Raw genomic sequence first — 19,506 nt, 5'->3', positions numbered from 1 at the left:
GGCTCAAGCACGGCACTGACATACTCCGCATTCAGCCTCGCCACCACCCGTGGCCGGGGCTGGTCGGGGATCCCCACACAGAACCCCGAGGCCGTCCTCGTGATTCCGAACTGCGAGTTTCTCGGTTTCACGAGCCCCCCACAGAGCCCGCACCCCCTCACCATGTCCGGCGCCCCTCCACCCTGCTCGAAAGCCGGGCGCCACCTGTCCGACGGGGTCGAGTGCGGGGCACGAAGCAGCGAAGAAGGTGCGCCTGTGCCCGAATTCCCACCGCGGCGGGAAGACACTCCCACATTCCCGCTTCCGCACATCGAACACACACCGCCGTCTCGTATATCCGACCATCCCGAATTTCACTCATTGCGTCGCGCGCAGCGCCGGTTCGGCGCCCGGGCGACGATCCTGTCCGCCGGCGGATTCCTGCTGTATGTGCTGCTGTCGAGTTTTGTTCCCGCGGTGATGAATCAGCCGCTGTTCGGTCACCTCACGGTCGGACTCACCCTCGGTCTCGGGCAGTTCGTCATCATGGGCGTGACCGCCTGGTGCTATGTCCGGCACATGCGTGACCGGGTCGATCCGCTCGCCCGCGGCCTCAGGTCCCGTCAGTACGAGAACGACAACCGCCGCGCCCGTTCGGCCACGGCGCCCCAGGGCGCCGGGCAGCCCCTGCAGCACGGCACGAGGGGGTTCCGCACGTGGTGACGACCGCCGCCGCCATCGACGACAGCAGCCTGCAGCTGACGTTCGTCCTGTTCCTGACCGTCGTCGTGATCACCCTGTTCACGGCACTGCTGACGGCCCCTCAGCGTGACGAGATCAGCGAGTTCTACCTCGGCAACCGCGTCATGTCGCCGTTGCGCAACGGCCTGGCCATGTGCGGCGACTATCTGTCCGCCGCCACCCTGCTGGGCAGCACCGGACTGGTCGCCCTGACCGGGTACGACGGACTGATGTACCTCGGCGGCACCACCGTCGCCTGGATGATGGTGCTGCTGCTGATCGCCGAACCCCTGCACCGCACGGGGAGGTTCACGCTGGGCGACACGGTGGCGCTGCGCCTGCCCCGGCAGCAGCGGCCGGTGCGGGTCGCGCTCGCGGTCTGCATCCTGGCCATCGCGACGCTCTACCTGGTGGCCCAGCTCGTCGGCAGTGTGGCGCTGCTGACGCAGTTCACCGGTGCGCCGAGCGCCACCACCCGCACCCTGTGCGTGGCCGTGATCGGAACGTTCGTGATCCTGTACGCCTCCCTCGGCGGCATGCCCGGAGCCACGGTCATCCAGATCATCAAGGCCGTGATGCTGGTGGTGGGTGTGCTGTTCACCGCGGGCTGGGTGCTGTACCACTTCGACTGGAACCCCAACGCGCTGCTGGAGAGGGCGTCCGAACAAAGCGGTTCCGGTCTGGGCTTCCTCGAACCCGGGCTGCGCTACGGCGGGACCGTCAGCAACAAGCTGGACTTCTTCAGCCTCGAACTGGCCATCGTCCTCGGCCTCGCCGCGCTCCCGCACGTGCTGATGCGGCTGCTCGCCCCGCGCAAGAGCGGCGTGCTGCGCTCCTCCCTCCTCTGGGCCGTCGGTCTGGTCGGCGCGGTCTGCTTCGGGGCCGGCATCCTCGGCCTCGGCGCCACCGCGCTCCTCGGCCGGGACACCATCGAGAACACGGACCGCACCGGCAACGCCTCCGTACTGCTGCTCGCCCACGAACTGGGCGGCAGTGTGCTCACCGCGCTGCTGACCTGCCTGGCCTATCTGACCCTGCTCGCCGTGGCGGTGGGCCTCACCCTGGCCGCGGCCTCGTCCCTCGCGCACGACCTGTACAGCGAGGTGATTCGCAAGGGCCAGGCCAGTGAGACGGAGGAACTGACCGTGGCCCGGCTGTCCGGAGCGGTCATCGGCATCCTCGGCATCCTGCTGGCCCTCGTCGCCTGGGGGGCGAACACCGCGACGCTCGCCTTCCTGGCCTTCGCCATCGCGGCGTCCGCGATCCTGCCGACGATCATCTACACCCTCTTCTGGCGGCGCTTCACGGCGAAGGGGGCGCTGCTCAGTCTCTACGGCGGTCTGGCCTGCTCCGTCGTGCTCGCCGTGTTCTCCCCCGTCGTCTCCTCCGCCCCGGCCTCCTTCTACCCCGACGTCGACTTCGCCTGGTTCCCGCTCCAGAACCCGGGCATCGTCTCCATCCCCGCGGGCTTCCTGCTGGGCTGGCTCGGCACGGTGCTGGACAAGGGTCCGGCCGAGGAGAGCAGCGTGCACGAGGAGTTCGAGGTGCGGATGCTGGTGGGCGCCGACGACTGACTCGCCCTGAGGGCCTCGGCACACGGGCACCGGGGACGCATATTGTTAATGGGATCCATTTTCATGTAGCGTCCTCGGTGCCCGACCACCGAGGAGGAGTCCCATGGCTGTCCCGAAGCGGAAGATGTCCCGCAGCAACACCCGCCACCGCCGCGCCCAGTGGAAGGCGGCCACCCCGGCACTGGTCCCGGTCACCGTCGACGGCGTCCGGCACCTCGTGCCGCAGAACCTGGTCAAGGCCTACGAGCGCGGGCTGCTACGCCCGGACGGCTGAGCTCACGGCCTCCGCGTAGAAATGGGCGCGGACCCGGCGCAGCCATGCCTCGACCGGCGCATCGTCGGGTGCGTCCGGCAGCGCCGTGGGGCCGGCGTCGAAGGCGGCCTCGTAGTGTCTGAGCAGGGGCAGCGCGGCCGACGGGTCGGCGGCGACGCGCTCCCCGAAGGCGTGGTACTCCTCCGGGTTCTCGACACGGATCGTCAACCGCCCGGTGGTGTACAGCTCCAGGCCCTGCCCGCACAGCCGCTTGAGATGCCGGGCGTGCTTCGCCGTGCGCCTGCGGGTGTCCGCCGAGAACGAGCCGTCGCCGCGCGCCTCGAGCCGCCGGAACTGCTGGGTGGCGTAGCCGAGGTAGGCGTCCCGGACGCGTTTGGCGCACAGGAAGGCCGTACGGATGCCGATGAGCTCGTCGCCGAGCGGGGTCCGCACCTCGTACAGCTCCTCCGGGAGCCACGCCAGCTCCATCGCGGTCGGATTGCCGCCCAGGGCGAGCCGGCACCATTTGGCGGCCTCGTGCAGCGTGCTGTCCGGCGCCGTGCTGACGTGGGACTCCTTGGGCCGGCGCAGACCGTGCAGCTCCGCGGTGGGCGCCGCGAACATGCCGAGGCGGTCGATGTCGGAGCCCTCGCGGGCAAGTCCGTACGCGGTCGATCCGACGATGCCGGAGAGCAGGACGTTGGGGACGCTCACGGTCGGCCGCCTTTCACTACGGGATACCGGGCCATTGTCCTGACCTGCCAGGACACGGTCACCCGGTTTTCCGGCGGTGCTCCCCGCGCCGCGGCGGCGGAATACCGGCGGCCCCGTGCGGCGTAGAACCTCGTATGGAACCAGTACGCCTGTCCGTCCTCGACCGCTCCCGCACCCGCGAGGGGCACACCCACCCCGAGGCGCTGCGGGACACCGTGCGGCTGGCGGGGGAGCTGGAGCGGCTCGGGTACCACCGGGTCTGGGTGTCGGAGCATCACGGCGTTCCCGGGGTCGCCGGTTCCGCGCCGACCGTGCTGGCCGCCGCTGTCGCCGCCGCGACCCGGACGATCCGGGTGGGCACCGGCGGGGTGATGCTGCCCAATCACCGGCCGCTGGTCGTGGCCGAGCAGTTCGGGGTGCTGGAGTCGCTGTTCCCCGGGCGGATCGACATGGGCCTGGGCCGGTCCGTCGGCTTCACGGACGGAGTGCGCAGGGCCCTGGGCCGCGACAAGGACGACGCCAAGGACTTCGAGGACCAGTTGCGGGAGCTGCTCGGCTGGTTCCGGGGCACCTCCCCCACCGGTGTCCACGCCAGGCCCGCCGAGGGTCTGAGCGTGCCGCCGTTCGTGCTGGCCATGGGCGAGGGCGCCGGCATCGCAGCCCGCGCCGGCCTGCCCATGGTCATCGGTGATCTCCGGAACCGGGAGAAGATGCGGCGCGGCATCGACCACTACCGCGACCACTTCCGCCCCTCCGCCTGGGCGCCGGAGCCGTACGTCGTCATCTCAGGCACCGTCGCCGTGGCCGCCACCCCCGAGGAGGCCCGGCGGCTGCTGGTCCCGGAGGCCTGGGCGATGGCGTACTCCCGAACCCACGGCACCTTCCCTCCCCTGTCGCCCGCTGAGCGCGTGGAGGCACTCACGATGACCGGCAAGGAGCGCGGCTTCTACGAGGCCGGGCTCGCCGGTCATGTCGTCGGCACCGAGGAGCAGGTGGCCCACGAGCTGGAGACGCTGCTGAAGGAGACGGGCGCCCAGGAGGTCCTGGTCACCACCAGCACGTACGACCGCGAGGCCCTGCTGGACTCCTACCGGCGGCTGGCCGCGATCGCCTCCGGTTAGAGTCCTGCCCATGCACGACCCCCACACCTCCCACGACTTTTACGTACGCGTCCGCGGCGCCCGCGAGCACAATCTCCAGGGCATCGACGTCGACATCCCCCGGGACGTGCTGGCCGTGTTCACCGGCGTGTCCGGATCGGGCAAGTCGTCGCTGGCGTTCGGCACGATCTACGCGGAGGCCCAGCGGCGCTACTTCGAGTCGGTCGCGCCGTACGCGCGCCGGCTGATCCACCAGGTCGGCGCGCCGAAGGTCGGGGAGATCACCGGTCTGCCGCCGGCGGTCTCGCTCCAGCAGCGCCGCGCCGCCCCCACCTCGCGCTCCTCCGTCGGCACCGTCACCAACCTCTCGAACTCCCTGCGCATGCTGTTCTCCCGGGCCGGCACCTACCCGCCCGGCGCCGAGCGCCTCGACTCCGACGCGTTCTCGCCCAACACGGCGGCCGGGGCCTGCCCGGAGTGCCACGGGCTCGGGCAGGTACACCGTACGAGCGAGGAGTCGCTGGTCCCCGACCCGTCACTGTCGATCCGCGAGGGCGCGATCGCCGCGTGGCCGGGCGCCTGGCAGGGCAAGAACCTGCGGGACATCCTGGACGCGCTCGGCCACGACGTGGACCGGCCGTGGCGGGAGCTGCCCGCCGCGGCCCGGGAGTGGATCCTGTTCACGGACGAGCAGCCGGTGGTCACCGTGCACCCGGTGCGGGACGCGGACCGCATCCAGCGGCCGTACCAGGGCACGTACATGAGCGCCCGGCGGTACGTGATGAAGACCTTCTCGGACTCCAAGAGCCCCACCCTGCGGACGAGGGCCGAACGGTTCCTGATCAGTGCGCCCTGCTCGGCCTGCGGCGGGAGCCGGCTGCGCCCCGAGGCGATGGCGGTGACGTTCGGCGGCCGGACCATCGCGGAGCTGGCGGCGCTGCCGCTGGTGGAGCTGGCCGCCGGTCTCGACGCGACGTCGGAGACCGCCCGGGTCCTCACCGCCGACCTCACCTCCCGGATCGCACCGGTCGTCGAACTGGGCCTCGGCTACCTCAGTCTCGACCGGCCCACCCCCACCCTCTCGGCCGGCGAACTGCAGCGTCTGCGCCTCGCCACCCAGCTGCGCTCCGGCCTGTTCGGCGTCGTCTACGTCCTCGACGAACCGTCGGCCGGACTGCACCCGGCGGACACCGAGGCGCTGCTCACGGTGCTGGAGCGGCTGAAGGCGGCCGGGAACTCGGTGTTCGTGGTGGAGCACCACCTCGACGTCGTACGCGGCGCCGACTGGCTGGTGGACGTGGGGCCCGACGCGGGCGAGCACGGCGGTCGTGTGCTGCACAGCGGCCCGGTGGCGGAGCTGGCCGCCGTCGAGGAGTCGGCGACGGCCCGCTATCTGTTCGACCGCTCCCCCGCCCCGGCCCGGGAGGTCCGCGAACCGAGCGGGTGGCTGAGGACCGGCCCGGTCACCCGGCACAACCTGCGCGGCGTGACCGCCGAGTTCCCGCTCGGCGTGTTCACCGCGGTCACAGGGGTGTCCGGCTCGGGCAAGTCCACGCTCATCGGCGAGATCACCGAGGACGGGGCGGACACGGCGGGGGTGGGCCGGCTGGTCTCGGTCGACCAGAAGCCGATCGGGCGCACCCCGCGTTCGAACCTCGCGACCTACACCGGACTCTTCGACGTCGTGCGCAAGGTGTTCGCGGCCACAGACGGGGCGCGCGAACGGGGCTTCGGCGTCGGCCGGTTCTCCTTCAATGTCGCGGGCGGGCGCTGTGAGACCTGCCAGGGCGAGGGGTTCGTCAGCGTGGAGCTGCTGTTCCTGCCGAGCACATACGCGCCCTGCCCGGACTGCGGCGGGGCCCGGTACAACCCCGGGACACTGGAAGTGACCTACCGGGGACGGAACATCGCGCAGGTGCTGGACCTGACGGTTCAGAGCGCGGCGGAGTTCTTCGCGGACACCCCGGCCGTGGCCCGCAGTCTCACCACCCTGCTGGACGTGGGCCTCGGCTATCTGCGCCTCGGCCAGCCCGCGACCGAACTGTCCGGGGGCGAGGCTCAGCGCATCAAGCTGGCGAGCGAACTCCAGCGGGGCAAGCGGGGCCACACGCTCTACCTCCTCGACGAGCCGACCACCGGTCTCCACCCGGCCGACGTGGACGTCCTGATGCGCCAGTTGCACGGCCTGGTCGACGCCGGGCACACCGTGATCGTCGTCGAGCACGACATGTCCGTCGTCGCGCGCGCGGACTGGGTGATCGACCTCGGCCCGGGCGGCGGCGACGCGGGCGGCCGGATCGTGGCGGCGGGGCCGCCCGCGGAGGTGGCCCGGGCGGAGCCGGGCGCCACGGCACGGTATCTGGGCCGGGCGCTCGGCCGGGAGCGGACGTAGCCCTTCAGCGGCCGGCGAGCAGACCGGCGACGAGGTCCCGGGGCAGGCCGTGGGTGTCGTGGAGGTAGCCGTAGTCCTCTTCGCTGAGCGGTCCCTGGTATTCGGGCCGGGACAGCAGGCGCCTTCCCCGTTCGAGGAGCCTGCCGAACCGCTGTTCCTCGTCGAGGAGAACCTCCCGGACGAGGTCGGCGCCGACGGACTGGCGGAAATGGTCGAGGGTGTGCTCGATCGGCTCCGGGGGCAGGTCGGCGAGAGTGCGGGAGGAGTCGCCGCGTCCGAGCGTGGTGAGGAGACGGCGGATCAGTCGGCGCAGGACGTAGCCGCGGCCGGTGTTCGTGGGCCGTACGCCGTCGCCGAGCACCACGATGCCGGCGCGCAGGTGGTCGCTGACCAGGCGGGTCGACGGTCCGTCCAGGCCCCACAGCGAGGGCACGGTCCGCATCCACGGTTCGAAGACGTCCGTGTCGTAGACCGACCGATGCCCTTGCAGGACGGCGACAAGGCGTTCAAGCCCCATGCCCGTGTCGACGCCGGGCTGTCGCAGGGGGACGAGAGTGCCGTCGCTGTGACGCTCGTAGCGCATGTGGACGTGGTTCCAGAGTTCCGTCCAGCGGGGGTCGGTGCCGGGAGTGCCCTGGGGCGGGGTGCCGGGCTCGCCGGTCCAGACGAAGATCTCCGAGTCGGGGCCGCACGGGCCGGCCGGGCCGTTGGACCACCAGTTCTCCTCCCCGGCCCGTTCCACCGGCAGCCCCAGCTCCTCCCAGACGCACAGCGAATCCGTGTCGGGGCCGACCTGTTCGGATCCGCCGAAGACCGTGACGTGCAGCCGCTCGTGCGGGATGCCGAATCCGTCGCGCAGCAGTTCGTACCCCCAGCGGAGCGACTGGGCGTGGTCGTAGTCGCCCAGTGACCAGGATCCGAGCATCTCGAACACCGTCAGGTGCGTGGTGTCGCCGATCTCGTCCAGGTCGGTGGTGCGCAGGCAGCGCTGGAGGTTGACCAGCCGCCGCCCCTGCGGATGCGGGCGGCCCAGCAGATACGGCGTGAGGGGCTGCATGCCGGCCGTGGTGAACAGCACCGGCTCCGAGGGCGGGGGCAGCAGTGTGCTGCCGGTGATCAGCCGGTGCCCGCGCTCGCGGAAGAAGTCGTTGAAGGTCCGTACGGTCCGGTCCGTGTCCATGGTGGTCTCCTTGAGGTCAGGGGGACCGGAACGAACCGCGCGAGGGAAGCCGGAGAGTACGGAAGTACGGGGTCCTGGCGGTCCGTTTCCGGCCGCCGGGAGGGGGTGACGAGGTCAGGCGTCGGCAGCCGGTGAGCTGGTCGCTCGCGCGGCTGCGGCTTCGGTGCGCTTGATGACCTCCATGGCCGCGACGGTAACAGCGGGCGCGGGAACCGTCACCGGATTTTTCATACCGCCGTACGGCCGGGTCACCAACGCGGCGTGTGTCCAGGCCGGTTGTGCGGGCGGTGCCGGCTGGGCGGCCCGGGCGAGCGAGCGCCGGTCGGGGTGGGCACCCGGGGGTATGACGGCCTGTACGTCGACGTCGGCCACCAGTCCGCGTGCCGACACCACACGCCAGACCGAGGCCGGCAGCGTGTCGTCGCCGACGAAGGCGGGCGCGGTGCTCGTGGGCCCGCCGGCGATCCGGTACTGGAGGCGCACCGGCTGGACGGCGGCCCCCGCGTCCAGGGCGGCCTGGAAGACGGCCCGGCGGAAGACCCCCTGGGAGCGGCCACACCAGGTGCTGCCCTCGGGGAAGACGCCGACGGCCCGGCCCTCGCGCAGCACCTCGGCGATGCGGGCGACGGTGCCCGGCAGGGCCCGCAGCCGGTCCCGGTCGATGAACAGGACACCGCCGCGCGCGGCCAGCGGCCCGGCGACGGGCCACTGCCGCACTTCGGTCTTGGCCAGCATCCGGGCGGGGCGTACGGCGGCCAGCAGCGGGATGTCCAGCCAGGAGATGTGGTTGGCGACCAGCAGCACTCCGCCGGTGGGGGCGGCGGCGCCGGTGATGCGGACCTGGACCCCTGCGGCCCGCACGATCCACCGGCACCACCGCCGGACCAGGGACGCCGGTATCCGTGCGCCGAACGGCGTCAGCACGATCCCGGCGAGGAGGAGCAGGACAACCGCGGCGAGCCGCAGCACGGCCCAGGGCACGGCCCTCGCCACCGGCTCGACACAAGCCCGGGGCGTGCAGGGCGCGAGGGGCAGCCAGGCGCTCATCAGGCCGGTACGAGGGAGAGGAAGTGGCGCAGGTAGCGCGAGTTGACCCGGCTCATCGGCAGCAGCACATACAGGTCGGCGACGCCGAAGTCCGGGTCGTGGGCCGGCTCGCCGCACACCCAGGCGCCGAGGCGCAGGTAGCCGCGGAGCAGTGCGGGCAGTTCGACGCGGGCGGCGGGTGCGGGGCCCGGGGTCCACGGCAGCAGCGGCCGGACGCGGTACTCCTGCGGCGACAGGTGCTTGTCGCGCACCCGGTCCCAGGTGGCGGAGGCGAGAGCGCCGCCGTCGGCCAGCGGGATGGAGCAGCAGCCGGCGAGCCACTCGTGGCCGCGGTCGACCATGTAGCGGGCGATACCGGCCCAGATGAGGCTGATGACCGCGCCGTCGCGGTGGTCGGGGTGCACACAGGAGCGGCCGACCTCGACGAGTTCCGGCCGGATCCCGCCGAGGGAGGTCAGATCGAACTCGCTCTCGGAGTACAGTCGCCCGGCGACCGCCGCGCGCTCCGGCGGCAGCAGCCGGTAGGTGCCGACGACCTGGCCGGTCGTCTCCTCGCGGACGAGCAGGTGGTCGCAGTACGCGTCGAAGGAGTCGACGTCGAGTCCCGGCTGCGGGCCGGTCAGCAGGGCGCCCAGCTCCCCTGCGAAGACGTCGTGCCGCAGCCGCTGCGCGGCACGCACGTCCTCCTCGTTCCGGGCGAGGGCGACGGTGTAGCGGGTGGGGGCCGTGGGCTGCGCGGGGCGGTCGACGGTCAGTACGCCGGTCATGGCTCTCTCCTGGTCACGGGCCGGAGGCGGCGAGCGGTGCCGCCGCCCACTGTTGTGCCCATGCCGCCTGTCCTGCGCGTGACGAGTGCCCGGAGTGCGGGTGTGCGCCTGTTGAACTACTGCTTGGCGACCCTCCGCGTGGCCCGCAGCCACTCCTTGTTCATGCTGGTGATGGACATGAGGGGAATTCCCTTGGGACAGGCGGTGGCGCACTCCCCGGCGAGGGTGCAGCCGCCGAAGCCCTCCTCGTCCATCTGCTCCACCATGTCCAGCACCCGCGTCTCCCGCTCGGGCGCCCCCTGCGGCAGCACATTGAGATGGTTGACCTTGGCGGACGTGAACAGCATCGCCGCCCCGTTGGGACAGGCCGCCACACACGCCCCGCACCCGATGCACTCCGCGTGCTCGAAGGCGAGGTCGGCGTCCGGCTTCGGCACCGGCGTGGCATGCGCTTCCGGAGCCGCGCCCGTCGGCGCGGTGATGTAGCCGCCGGCCTGGATGATCCGGTCGAAGGCGGACCGGTCCACGACCAGGTCCTTGATGACCGGGAAGGCGGACGCCCGCCACGGCTCGATGTCGATCGTGTCGCCGTCCTCGAAGGACCGCATGTGCAACTGGCAGGTCGTGGTGCGTTCCGGCCCGTGCGCGTCCCCGTTGATCACGAGCGAACAGGCACCGCAGATGCCCTCACGGCAGTCGTGGTCGAAGGCCACGGGGTCCTCACCCCGCAGGATGAGCTCCTCGTTGAGCGTGTCGAGCATCTCCAGGAAGGACATGTCGGGCGAGATGTCGTCCACCTGGTAGGTGGACATCGTGCCGTCGGCGTCGGCGTTCCGCTGCCGCCAGACGCGCAGGGTGAGCTTCATGCGTAGCTCCGCTGAGTGGGGTGGACGTACTCGAAGGCCAGGTCTTCCCTGTGCAGGGCCGGGGCCTCGCCGGTGCCGGTGAACTCCCAGGCGGCCGCGTACCCGAACTCCTCGTCCTTGCGGGCGGCCTCGCCGTCGGGCGTCTGGGACTCCTCGCGGAAGTGGCCGCCGCAGGACTCGGCGCGGTGCAGCGCGTCGAGGCACATCAGCTCGGCCAGCTCCAGGTAGTCGACGACGCGGTTGGCCTTCTCCAGCGACTGGTTGAACTCCTCGCCGGTGCCCGGCACCTTGATCCGCCGCCAGAACTCCTCCCGGATCTGCGGGATGCGCTCCAGGGCCTTGCGCAGGCCGGAGTCCGTGCGGGCCATGCCGCAGAACTCCCACATCAGCTCGCCGACCTCACGGTGGAAGGAGTCGGGCGTGCGGTCGCCGTCGACGGCGAGGAGCAGGTTGATCCGGTCCTGAGTCTCGGCCAGCACCTCCTGGACGACGGGGTGTGCCCCGGTGACCGGTTCCTGGTGCGGGTTGCGGGCCAGGTAGTCGTTGATGGTCGCCGGGAGCACGAAGTAGCCGTCGGCCAGGCCCTGCATCAGCGCGGAGGCGCCGAGCCGGTTGGCACCGTGGTCGGAGAAGTTGGCCTCGCCGATCGCGAACAGCCCGGGGACGGTGGTCTGGAGGTCGTAGTCGACCCACAGGCCACCCATCGTGTAGTGCACCGCGGGATAGATCCGCATCGGCACCCGGTACGGATCCTCGTCGGTGATCCGCTGGTACATGTCGAAGAGGTTGCCGTACTTGGCCTCTACGGCCTTGCGGGCCATCCGGTCGATCGCGTCGGCGAAGTCCAGGTACACGCCCTGGCCGCCGGGGCCGACGCCCCTGCCCTCGTCGCAGACGTTCTTCGCGGCACGGGAGGCGATGTCACGCGGCACGAGATTGCCGAAGGACGGATAGATCCGCTCGAGGTAGTAGTCGCGCTCTTCCTCGGGGATCTCGTTCGGGGGCCGCTGGTCCCCCTTCGCCTTCGGCACCCAGATGCGCCCGTCGTTGCGCAGCGACTCGCTCATCAGCGTCAGCTTGGACTGGTGGTCGCCGGTGCGCGGGATGCAGGTGGGGTGGATCTGGGTGAAGCAGGGGTTGGCGAAGTACGCGCCGCGCCGGTGGGCCCGCCAGATGGCGGTGGCGTTGGAGTTCATGGCGTTGGTCGACAGGTAGAAGACGTTGCCGTAGCCGCCGCTGGCGAGGACGACGGCGTCCGCGAAGTAGGTGTCGACGCGGCCGGTGATGAGGTCCCGGGCCACGATCCCGCGCGCCTTGCCGTCGATGACGATCAGGTCGAGCATCTCGGTACGCGGGTGCATCTCGATGTTCCCGGCGGCGATCTGCCGGCTCAGGGCCTGGTAGGCGCCGAGGAGGAGCTGCTGGCCGGTCTGGCCGCGGGCGTAGAACGTGCGCGACACCTGGACGCCGCCGAAGGAGCGGGTGTCGAGCAGTCCGCCGTACTCACGGGCGAACGGCACGCCCTGGGCGACGCACTGGTCGATGATCTCGACGGAGATCTGGGCGAGCCGGTGGACATTGGACTCGCGGGCCCGGAAGTCGCCGCCCTTGACCGTGTCGTAGAACAGCCGGTGGATGGAGTCGCCGTCGTTGCGGTAGTTCTTCGCGGCGTTGATGCCGCCCTGCGCGGCGATGGAGTGGGCGCGGCGCGGCGAGTCCTGGTAGCAGAACTGGACGACGTGGTAGCCCTGTTCGGCGAGGGTGGCGCCCGCGGAGCCGCCGGCCAGACCCGTCCCCACCACGATCACCGTGTGCTTGCGCCGGTTGGCGGGGTTGACCAGCTTGGCCTCGAAGCGGCGCTTGTCCCAGCGCTCGTTGACAGGCCCGGCGGGGGCTTTGGTGTCGACGACCGGTTCGCCGGTCGTGTATTCGGCGTAGGCAGACATGTCAGCTCACCAATCCGGTCATGACGCCCACGGGTACGGCGATGAAGCCGGCGGTGAGCAGCAGCGCGAGGATGTCGGCAGTGGCCTTCAGGGCGCGGTCGCGGCTGCGGCTGCCGACGCCGAGGGTCTGGGCGGCGCTCCAGAAGCCGTGGCGGATGTGCAGGCCGAGCGCGAGCATCGCGACGATGTAGACGACGTTGCCGTACCAGGTGGAGAAGGTGTCCACGACGTTCTGGTACGGACGGCCCTCCTGGAAGCCGCCGGAGTGCACGGTGCCGGTCGTCAGGTCCAGGATGTGCCAGACGATGAACAGCCCGAGGATGATGCCGCCCCAGCGCATGGTGCGCGTGGCGTAGGAGGCCCGCGGCTTCTTGTGCACGTACTTGCTGGGCCGTGCCCTGATGTCGCGGCGGCTGAGCTGGTACGCCGAGGTGGCGTGCGCGACGACGGCGACGACCAGCACGATCCGGACGAGCCAGAGCGTCCACTCGTAGTGCATGAACGGCTCGCCGACGACCCGCAGCCAGTGCGCGTAGTCGTTGAACTCGCCGGCCCCGAAGAAGATCTTCAGGTTTCCGATCATGTGGACGACCAGGTACAGCAGCATGATCAGCCCGCTGACCGCCATCACGGTCTTCTTGCCGAGGGTGGAGTCCCACACGGTGCGTGCCAGGGACGGCCGTCGGTCCGTCCGCGTTGCCAGAGCCATGGCCAGAACGCTACGGACCCGCGACCGATCGGTCCAAGACATGGTCCGGCTTGATTCCATAGGCCGGGGCTATCGTACGAGTATGCAGTTCCAGCAGCTCCAGTACTTCGTGGCCGTCGCCGAGACCCGGCACTTCACCCGGGCCGCCGATCTGGTCCATGTCGCGCAGCCGTCGTTGTCGCAGCAGATCAAGGCGCTGGAGCGGGAACTGGGCGCGGACCTGTTCCGGCGGGCCCGCGGCAACATCACTCTCACGGACGCCGGAGAGGCGCTGCTGCCGCTGGCCCGGCGGATCCTGGCCGACGCGGACACGGCGCGGCAGGAGGTGCAGGAGCTGGCGCAGCTGCGGCGGGGGCGGGTGCGGCTGGGGGCGACGCCGAGTGTGTGCACGGGGCTGCTGCCGGATGTGCTGCGCGCGTTCCATGATCGCTACCCGGGGATCCGGCTGCTGATCGAGGAGGGCGGCTCTCATGATCTGGTGCGGGAGCTGGCCCGGGGCGCGCTGGATCTGGCGCTGGTCGTGCTGCCGCTGCCGACGCCGTCGCCGGCGCTGACCACGGTGGAGCTGCTGCGGGAGGATCTTGTGGTGGTCTCCTCACCCGACGCGGCGAGGCCGGGCCGGGGCTCGCGTACCGTGCGGGTCGCCGATCTGGAGGGGGAGCGGCTGGTGATGTTCCGGCACGGGTACGACTTGCGGGAGCTGACCGTTGCCGCGTGTCGGGCCGAGGGATTTGAGCCGGACTTCGCGGTGGAGGGTGGGGAGATGGATGCGGTGCTGGGGTTTGTGCGGGCGGGGTTGGGGGTCGCGGTGGTGCCGCGGATGGTCGCGGCCAGGTCGGGGCGTGGGTTGCGGGTGACTCCGCTGGCGCGGCCCGGGCTGCATCGCACGATCGCGTTGGCGCATCGTAGTGATGTGGCTCCGCCTCGGGCCGCGCGGGAGCTTCAGCGGATGTTGTTGGAGCGGTGACCTTTCCGGAGCGCCGTGGGGCGTGAGCGTCGTTCGGGGGTGCGGGTGCGTTGTGGTTGCTCGCGCAGTTCCCCGCGCCCCCAAGAAAGCCGACTTAACCCGTGGCGTCCACAAGTGCCAGTTCGTGCAGCCTCTCCGGCGGGCCCGGCCTTGCGTAGTACCAGCCCTGGGCTGTGTCGCAGCCCAGGATGCGGAGTTGTTCGGCCTGGGCCCCCGTTTCCACGCCCTCGACCGTGACCGCGAGGTCCAGGCTGTGGGCCAGGGAGACGATGCCCTCGACGATCTTGAGGTCGACGGGGTCGGCCGGGTACTGCTGCATGCTCTGGGTGAAGGAGCGGTCCAGCTTGAGGATGCTGACCGGGAGGCGGCGCAGGTTGGCGAGGTTGGAGTAGCCCGTCCCGAAGTCGTCCAGGGCGATGTCGACACCCATCTCCGCCAGCCGGCGCAACGGCTTCAGCAGGTCGTCGTCCGCGCCGATCAGCGCTGACTCCGTGACCTCCAGGCAGAGCGCGTCCGGTTCGATGCCGGTGCGTTCCAGGATGTCTACGGTGTCCTGCACCAGACCGGGGTGGGTCAGCTGGCAGGGCGAGAGGTTGACGTTGATCCGCAGCGGGCCCACGGCCTCGGCGCCGCCGTGCAGTTCCCGCCACTCGCGGGCCTGGCGTACGGACTGTTCCAGGACCCAGCGGCCCAGCGGCACGATCAGCCCGGTGTGCTCGGCGAGCGGGATGAAGCGGTCCGGGCCGAGCACGCCGTGCTGCGGGTGCAGCCAGCGCACCAGGGCCTCGGCTCCCCGGACGCTGCCGTCGCCGAGGTGGACCAGCGGCTGGTACTCGATGAAGAACTCGCCCCGCTCCAGCGCGGTGGGCAGGGCCGTGGTCAGTCCGTGCCGGGTGATGGCGCGGGCGTCGGCCTCGGGGTCGGCGAGTTCGAAGCGGTTGCCGCCCGCCGACTTGGCCCGGTACATGGTGATGTCGGCGCTGCGCAGCACCTCAGCCGGGCTGCGCTCCCCTGCCGGGCCTTCGACGATGCCGATGCTGCCGCGCACGGTCAGCTCCCTGCCGTCGACGCTGATCGGCGCGAGCAGCGCGTTCATGATGCGGCCGGCGAGCTCGTCGACCTCGCGCTGGGTGTCGGGGCCGGTGGTCAGCGCCACGAACTCGTCCCCGCCGAGCCGGGCGACCATCTCGCCGGGCGCGGTGGCGCAGGACTGCAGCCGGTCGGCGACCTCCACCAGCATCCGGTCACCGGCCGCGTGGCCCAGGCTGTCGTTGACGGTCTTGAAGCCGTCGAGGTCGAGGTAGCACAGCCCGAACCGCTGGCCTTCCCCGGCGCCCAGTGCCTTCTCCAGGCGCTCGAAGAAGAAGGTGCGGTTCGGCAGGCCGGTCAGCGCGTCGTGTGTGGCCTCGTAGCGCAGCCTCAGGTTGAGCAGCCGCCGCTCGGTGGTGTCCTCCATGAGGGCGAGCTGATACTGCGGTTCGCCGTCGGCGTCGCGCAGCAGGGAGACCGTCAGATTGGTCCACAGGACCGTTCCGTCAGGGCGGTAGAACGCCTTCTCCACGTGGTAGTGCTCACGCTCGCCGCGTACGAGCTCGTCGTAGAGCCGCCAGGTCTGCGGCGCGTCGTCGGGGTGGGTCCACTCCATGACGTTGCGGCTGCGCAACGCCTGCTCGGAGATCCCGAACATGCGCAGCAGCGCGCCGTTGACCTGGAGGATGTTGCCTTCGAGGTCCGCCATGCCGATGCCTATGGCCGCGCCCTCGAAGACCGCCCGGAACCGCGCCTCGCTCGCGTGCAGGGCCTGCGCCACCACGCCCTGCGCCTGGAGGGCCGCCTCGGCGATCGCCTCCTGTTCGGCCAGCGTCCGCTCGCGCAGCGCCCGGGCGAAGCCGGCGGACATCGCGTGCTGGAGTCGCGCGCAGCGCGCCCGCAGGTCCTCCTGGTCACCGTCGCCGCCGCAGTACAGGACCAGGTAGGCGTCCACGCAGTCCAGGGTGTGGCTGAGTGCCTCGGGGTCGGTGCAGTGCGCGTCCACGAGCGCGGCGCCCACGGCCCTGCCCTCGTCGGAGTCGAAGGCCCGGGCCACCAGCGCCTCGCTCAGCCGGCGGGCCAGCGGCAGCAGTTGCTCCTCGAACTCCGGGCGGGTCGACGACGTCGAGGTCACCGGGTAGACCGCCCGGCTCCAGATCGTCGCGAATCTGCGCAGTCTGTCCTCCGGCCCGTCCGGTTCCGCGATCACGCCGTACGCCCCACGCCCGCGAAACCGGAGAACGCGTAAGGATCCTCGTCCTCCGGTGCGGTGTCGGGCCGCCAGCGCGGCATCGCCACCAGTCCGGGTTCCACCATGTCGTACCCCTCGAAGAACCGCGCGATCTCCTCGCGCGAGCGCATGATCAGCGGGTTGCGGATCTCCTCGTACACGTCCACCGCGCCCCCGGCCCGCTCCGGCGGCAGCGGGATCCCCTCGTAGGAGGCATGGGTGAGCACGAGCAGGCTGCCGGGCGCGAGCGCGTCCCGCAGCTCTGCCACCGCCCCGTACGGGTCGTCCTCGTCTTCCACGAAGTGAAGTATGGCAACGAGGAGCAGAGCCACTGGCTGATTCAGGTCGATCAGCCGCTCCACCTCGGGGCTGCCCAGGATGTCCTGGGGCTTGCGGAGATCCGCGGCGACGACGCCCGCGCCGTCGTTGCCCTCAAGGACCGCCTGGCTGTGCGCCACGGCCACCGGGTCGTGGTCGACGTACACCACGCGCGCGCCCGGACAGGCGGCCTGGGCCACCTCGTGCGCATTGCCAAAGGTGGGGATGCCGGAGCCGATGTCCAGGAACTGGGTGATGCCCTCGTCGGCCGCGTAGCGCACGGCGCGACGCATGAACGCCCGGTTCGCCTGCATGATCTTGGGGAGTCCCGGCAGGAACTCCATGGCCCTGCGGGCCGCTTCCCGGTCTACCTCGAAGTTGTGCGATCCGCCCAGATAGAAGTCGTACATCCGGGAAACGGAGGGCACCGAGATGTCGATGCTCCGTGGGGCCCAGGCGGGACGCTCCATCTATCTCTCCAAGGCGTAGGCGATCCGGTGTTCGAGCAGAGGCTACTGATCGCCCGCCAATGGAGCGACCCGAAACGGAAATTGACCATCCGTTCCCGGTCACTGCCTGCGGCACGTGCCGAATTGATACCCGCCCGCATGCCCTTCGAACATATGACGAACAGTGTTCGAGGCATTCCGGAGAGTTCCGGTTCGGAAGGGGAAGAGTGTTGAGAATTCGATGAGTTCAGGTGAAGCACGGCAAAACGGTCCGCCCCTCCGTGGGGCACGGAGGGGCGGACCGGGTCAACGCCGCCGGGTGGACGAGCTGATCAACCCTGGGGAGGTTTCTCTACTTCTCCGACGCGCCGACCAGCTTTCCGTCGGGGCGCACGGCGAACCAAGTACCGCCCACGCCCTGGCCGTTGGTGTCGCCCGGAGCCTTGTCGCCGGCGAAGGTGTAGATCGGCGAGCAGTTGATCGTCTGCTGCTTGCCCTTGCCGTCGGTCCGGTCGAAGATCATGTAGCCCTTCTCCTGGATGCCCTTGGTGTCGGCGAAGTCGACGGGCTCCACGAGCGGCCACTTCTTCAGGCACTCGCCGCTGCAGTTCGAGACCGGCTTGGGCCAGGCCTCGTCCTTCTTGAACCGGTAGACGGTCATGCCGTTCTTGTCGACGACGATCTCGCCGAGCTTGGGGTCCTCACGGGTGGAAAGGCCGGCCTGCGCCTCGGCCCCGCCGCCACCGGCGGCGCCCGCGCCACCCTCCTGCGCCTTCTTGCCGTCGGGAGCCAGCGCGTACCACTTGCCGCCCACACCCTGGCCCTTGACGTCACCGGCGTTGACGTCCTTGGCGTAGCGGTAGGCCGGCCAGCCGCCGACGGTCAGCTGCTTGATGCCGTCGGACCGGGTGACCGAGCCGAGCAGCGCCTTGTCGATGCCCTCACCGGCCTCGGCGTCGTCCGCGGGAACCGGAGGCCAGGTCTTGGCACAGTCGCCGTCGCAGTTCGACTTGGGCGGCTGCTCGGTGTCCTGGTCGAACCGGTACAGGGTGAGGCCGAGGCTGTCGGTCACCACCTTGCCGATCTCATCGGCGGTGGACACGGACAGCTTGCCCGCGGGGTTGGACGGGCTGGAAGCGCTCGGCACGGCAGCCGGGCTGCTCGCGGTGCCGCCCGCACCGGCGGTCCCGGCGCCCGCGCCGATGCTTCCGTAGTCCCCGGGCGCCGCCGTGGCACCCACGTTCTGGCTGGCCGCCGGAGGGCTGTCCTGACCGCACGCCGTCGTCAGCGCCAGGACCGCCGCGGCGCTCGCCACGAGTGAGGCGCTCCGCCAGGAGGTCTTCATCGTCAACTCCCCATAATCGCAAGGGTGTTGCAGCGCCCTGCTGCGCCGCCGCACGGCCATGAGTACGCACGGGGACGGCGATTGTGTTCAACGACCGGCCAAATTTCTTTCCGGAACCTGTGAGGAGCGCCCTCCGCCGTCGTACGCACGTGCATGCCGGGCTCCTCGCGGGGGAGCGCAGATCAAACCCACGGCACCCGGATATCCCTCTTTCGGGGCAATCCCCTTGCGCTCCGGCACGTCCCGGCGGAACAGGGCTCATGATCTTCGTCGTGTATGGACCCTCCTCGATCCAACCCGCCGTCGCCGTACGGGCCTTGGCGGTGGCGGCGCTGACGTGGGCGCTCGTCGGCGCACCGGGTTCAGTGGCGGTGGCCACCGCCTGCGCGTACGCCTCGACGGGGCCGGACGGCACGAAGGCGGTGGCGTACGCCGGGAGCAAGACCTGGCCGACCAAGCCGCCGTGCCCGACACCCACACCGACGCCTACGCCCACGCCGACTCCTACGCCCACACCGACTCCGACACCCCCGCCGCCGAAGCCGACGCCGAGTCCGTCTCCGGACCCGACGCCACCGCCTCCGAAGCCGAGGCCCACGGCCAGGCCCGAGCCGCCGCCTCCACCGCCTCCGCCCGCACCACGCCCGGTGGTGCCCCCGCCCTCGCCGACCCTCAGGCCCGTGCCACCGCCGCCCCCTCCCCCGGCACCGAAACCGTCGGCCGCACCGACCCCGCGTCCGTCCGCCTCGCCCGTGCACTACCCGCGGTATCGCGCCGCGCCGCGGCCACGGCGGACGAGCAACACGATGTCGCCCCTCACCTTCGTCCTGCTCGTCACGGTGCCCGCGGTGGTCGCCGTCGCCGCGCTGCGCGCGCGCTGATCCCTGAAGCCCTGGAGG

The 19,506-nt window shown here is 70.9% G+C and carries 16 protein-coding genes and 1 pseudogene; 7 read left to right on the top strand and 10 right to left on the bottom strand.

Annotated features, from left to right (window positions below):
• Window positions 1-255 precede the first annotated feature (255 nt).
• The 3 genes from ACWIF2_RS20595 to rpmF all read left to right on the top strand — a co-directional run bounded on the left by ACWIF2_RS20595 (window position 256) and on the right by rpmF (window position 2,568).
• Complete coding sequence (locus ACWIF2_RS20595; RefSeq protein ID WP_454361962.1) at window positions 256-702, top strand: DUF485 domain-containing protein; 447 nt, start codon at window positions 256-258, stop codon at window positions 700-702.
• Window positions 699-2,294, top strand: coding sequence for a sodium/solute symporter (locus ACWIF2_RS20590; protein WP_454362017.1), 1,596 nt, complete (start codon window positions 699-701; stop codon window positions 2,292-2,294). The genes ACWIF2_RS20595 and ACWIF2_RS20590 overlap by 4 nt, the downstream gene beginning before the upstream one ends.
• A 103-nt stretch (window positions 2,295-2,397) precedes the next feature.
• On the top strand, window positions 2,398-2,568 hold the full coding sequence (gene rpmF / locus ACWIF2_RS20585) for a 50S ribosomal protein L32 (RefSeq protein WP_104786949.1): 171 nt from the start codon (window positions 2,398-2,400) through the stop codon (window positions 2,566-2,568).
• Here rpmF and ACWIF2_RS20580 read toward each other — a convergent pair.
• The gene (locus tag ACWIF2_RS20580; RefSeq protein WP_454361960.1) at window positions 2,551-3,261 is read right to left on the bottom strand and encodes a nucleotidyltransferase domain-containing protein; all 711 of its coding nucleotides are present in this window, start codon (window positions 3,259-3,261) and stop codon (window positions 2,551-2,553) included. The genes rpmF and ACWIF2_RS20580 overlap by 18 nt on opposite strands.
• Before the next feature lie 134 nt (window positions 3,262-3,395).
• On the opposite strand from ACWIF2_RS20580, the gene ACWIF2_RS20575 reads away from it, so the two are divergent.
• Both ACWIF2_RS20575 and ACWIF2_RS20570 read left to right on the top strand, forming a co-directional pair.
• Window positions 3,396-4,382: an LLM class flavin-dependent oxidoreductase gene (locus ACWIF2_RS20575; RefSeq protein ID WP_454361959.1), complete on the top strand. Its 987-nt coding sequence runs from the start codon at window positions 3,396-3,398 to the stop codon at window positions 4,380-4,382.
• Between the two features lie 10 nt (window positions 4,383-4,392).
• Entirely contained in the window at window positions 4,393-6,753 is a 2,361-nt protein-coding gene (locus ACWIF2_RS20570) for an ATP-binding cassette domain-containing protein (protein WP_454361958.1), read from the top strand.
• A 4-nt stretch (window positions 6,754-6,757) separates the two neighbouring features.
• Here the strand turns inward: ACWIF2_RS20570 and ACWIF2_RS20565 are convergent, their stop codons facing one another.
• The 6 genes from ACWIF2_RS20565 to ACWIF2_RS20540 form a co-directional block, all read right to left on the bottom strand.
• On the bottom strand, window positions 6,758-7,933 hold the full coding sequence (locus ACWIF2_RS20565) for an alanine--tRNA ligase-related protein (RefSeq protein WP_454361956.1): 1,176 nt from the start codon (window positions 7,931-7,933) through the stop codon (window positions 6,758-6,760).
• 114 nt (window positions 7,934-8,047) lie between these two features.
• Window positions 8,048-8,980 (bottom strand): lysophospholipid acyltransferase family protein, encoded by a 933-nt coding sequence (locus tag ACWIF2_RS20560; protein WP_454361955.1) that lies wholly within the window; start codon window positions 8,978-8,980, stop codon window positions 8,048-8,050.
• Entirely contained in the window at window positions 8,980-9,747 is a 768-nt protein-coding gene (locus ACWIF2_RS20555) for a GNAT family N-acetyltransferase (protein WP_454361953.1), read from the bottom strand. Before ACWIF2_RS20555 ends, ACWIF2_RS20560 begins: the two co-directional genes overlap by 1 nt.
• 116 nt (window positions 9,748-9,863) lie before the next feature.
• Complete coding sequence (locus ACWIF2_RS20550) at window positions 9,864-10,613, bottom strand: succinate dehydrogenase/fumarate reductase iron-sulfur subunit (protein ID WP_454361951.1); 750 nt, start codon at window positions 10,611-10,613, stop codon at window positions 9,864-9,866.
• Window positions 10,610-12,559, bottom strand: coding sequence for a fumarate reductase/succinate dehydrogenase flavoprotein subunit (locus ACWIF2_RS20545; protein ID WP_454361949.1), 1,950 nt, complete (start codon window positions 12,557-12,559; stop codon window positions 10,610-10,612). The genes ACWIF2_RS20550 and ACWIF2_RS20545 overlap by 4 nt, the downstream gene beginning before the upstream one ends.
• A 1-nt stretch (window position 12,560) precedes the next feature.
• On the bottom strand, window positions 12,561-13,232 hold the full coding sequence (locus ACWIF2_RS20540) for a succinate dehydrogenase (protein ID WP_454362015.1): 672 nt from the start codon (window positions 13,230-13,232) through the stop codon (window positions 12,561-12,563).
• A 118-nt stretch (window positions 13,233-13,350) separates the two neighbouring features.
• Here ACWIF2_RS20540 and ACWIF2_RS20535 point away from each other — a divergent pair, with 118 nt between their 5' ends.
• On the top strand, window positions 13,351-14,235 hold the full coding sequence (locus ACWIF2_RS20535; RefSeq protein WP_454361947.1) for a LysR family transcriptional regulator: 885 nt from the start codon (window positions 13,351-13,353) through the stop codon (window positions 14,233-14,235).
• Window positions 14,236-14,329: 94 nt separating this feature from the next.
• Here ACWIF2_RS20535 and ACWIF2_RS20530 read toward each other — a convergent pair whose 3' ends face one another.
• The 3 genes from ACWIF2_RS20530 to ACWIF2_RS20520 all read right to left on the bottom strand — a co-directional run bounded on the left by ACWIF2_RS20530 (window position 14,330) and on the right by ACWIF2_RS20520 (window position 18,607).
• Entirely contained in the window at window positions 14,330-16,474 is a 2,145-nt protein-coding gene (locus ACWIF2_RS20530) for a putative bifunctional diguanylate cyclase/phosphodiesterase (RefSeq protein WP_454361945.1), read from the bottom strand.
• Window positions 16,471-17,283 (bottom strand): SAM-dependent methyltransferase, encoded by an 813-nt coding sequence (locus ACWIF2_RS20525; RefSeq protein WP_454361943.1) that lies wholly within the window; start codon window positions 17,281-17,283, stop codon window positions 16,471-16,473. Before ACWIF2_RS20525 ends, ACWIF2_RS20530 begins: the two co-directional genes overlap by 4 nt.
• 331 nt (window positions 17,284-17,614) lie before the next feature.
• Window positions 17,615-18,607, bottom strand: a complete 993-nt coding sequence (locus ACWIF2_RS20520) for an SCO0930 family lipoprotein (protein WP_454361942.1) — start codon at window positions 18,605-18,607, stop codon at window positions 17,615-17,617.
• Window positions 18,608-18,944: 337 nt separating this feature from the next.
• On the opposite strand from ACWIF2_RS20520, the pseudogene ACWIF2_RS20515 reads away from it, so the two are divergent.
• Window positions 18,945-19,506 (top strand): annotated as a pseudogene (locus ACWIF2_RS20515) (hypothetical protein); the annotation flags it as partial.

This window comes from Streptomyces sp. NPDC055506 (assembly GCF_053643595.1).
This window is presented reverse-complemented; position numbering and strand designations above follow the sequence as displayed.

Bases quoted from the DNA above. Each gene is read 5' to 3' on its own strand.
- rpmF (WP_104786949.1), top strand. From the start codon at position 2,398: ATGGCTGTCCCGAAGCGGAAGATGTCCCGCAGCAACACCCGCCACCGC.
- ACWIF2_RS20575 (WP_454361959.1), top strand. From the start codon at position 3,396: ATGGAACCAGTACGCCTGTCCGTCCTCGACCGCTCCCGCACCCGCGAG.
- ACWIF2_RS20570 (WP_454361958.1), top strand. From the start codon at position 4,393: ATGCACGACCCCCACACCTCCCACGACTTTTACGTACGCGTCCGCGGC.
- ACWIF2_RS20565 (WP_454361956.1), bottom strand. From the start codon at position 7,933: ATGGACACGGACCGGACCGTACGGACCTTCAACGACTTCTTCCGCGAG.
- ACWIF2_RS20560 (WP_454361955.1), bottom strand. From the start codon at position 8,980: ATGAGCGCCTGGCTGCCCCTCGCGCCCTGCACGCCCCGGGCTTGTGTC.
- ACWIF2_RS20555 (WP_454361953.1), bottom strand. From the start codon at position 9,747: ATGACCGGCGTACTGACCGTCGACCGCCCCGCGCAGCCCACGGCCCCC.
- ACWIF2_RS20550 (WP_454361951.1), bottom strand. From the start codon at position 10,613: ATGAAGCTCACCCTGCGCGTCTGGCGGCAGCGGAACGCCGACGCCGAC.
- ACWIF2_RS20545 (WP_454361949.1), bottom strand. From the start codon at position 12,559: ATGTCTGCCTACGCCGAATACACGACCGGCGAACCGGTCGTCGACACC.
- ACWIF2_RS20535 (WP_454361947.1), top strand. From the start codon at position 13,351: ATGCAGTTCCAGCAGCTCCAGTACTTCGTGGCCGTCGCCGAGACCCGG.
- ACWIF2_RS20525 (WP_454361943.1), bottom strand. From the start codon at position 17,283: ATGGAGCGTCCCGCCTGGGCCCCACGGAGCATCGACATCTCGGTGCCC.
- ACWIF2_RS20520 (WP_454361942.1), bottom strand. From the start codon at position 18,607: ATGAAGACCTCCTGGCGGAGCGCCTCACTCGTGGCGAGCGCCGCGGCG.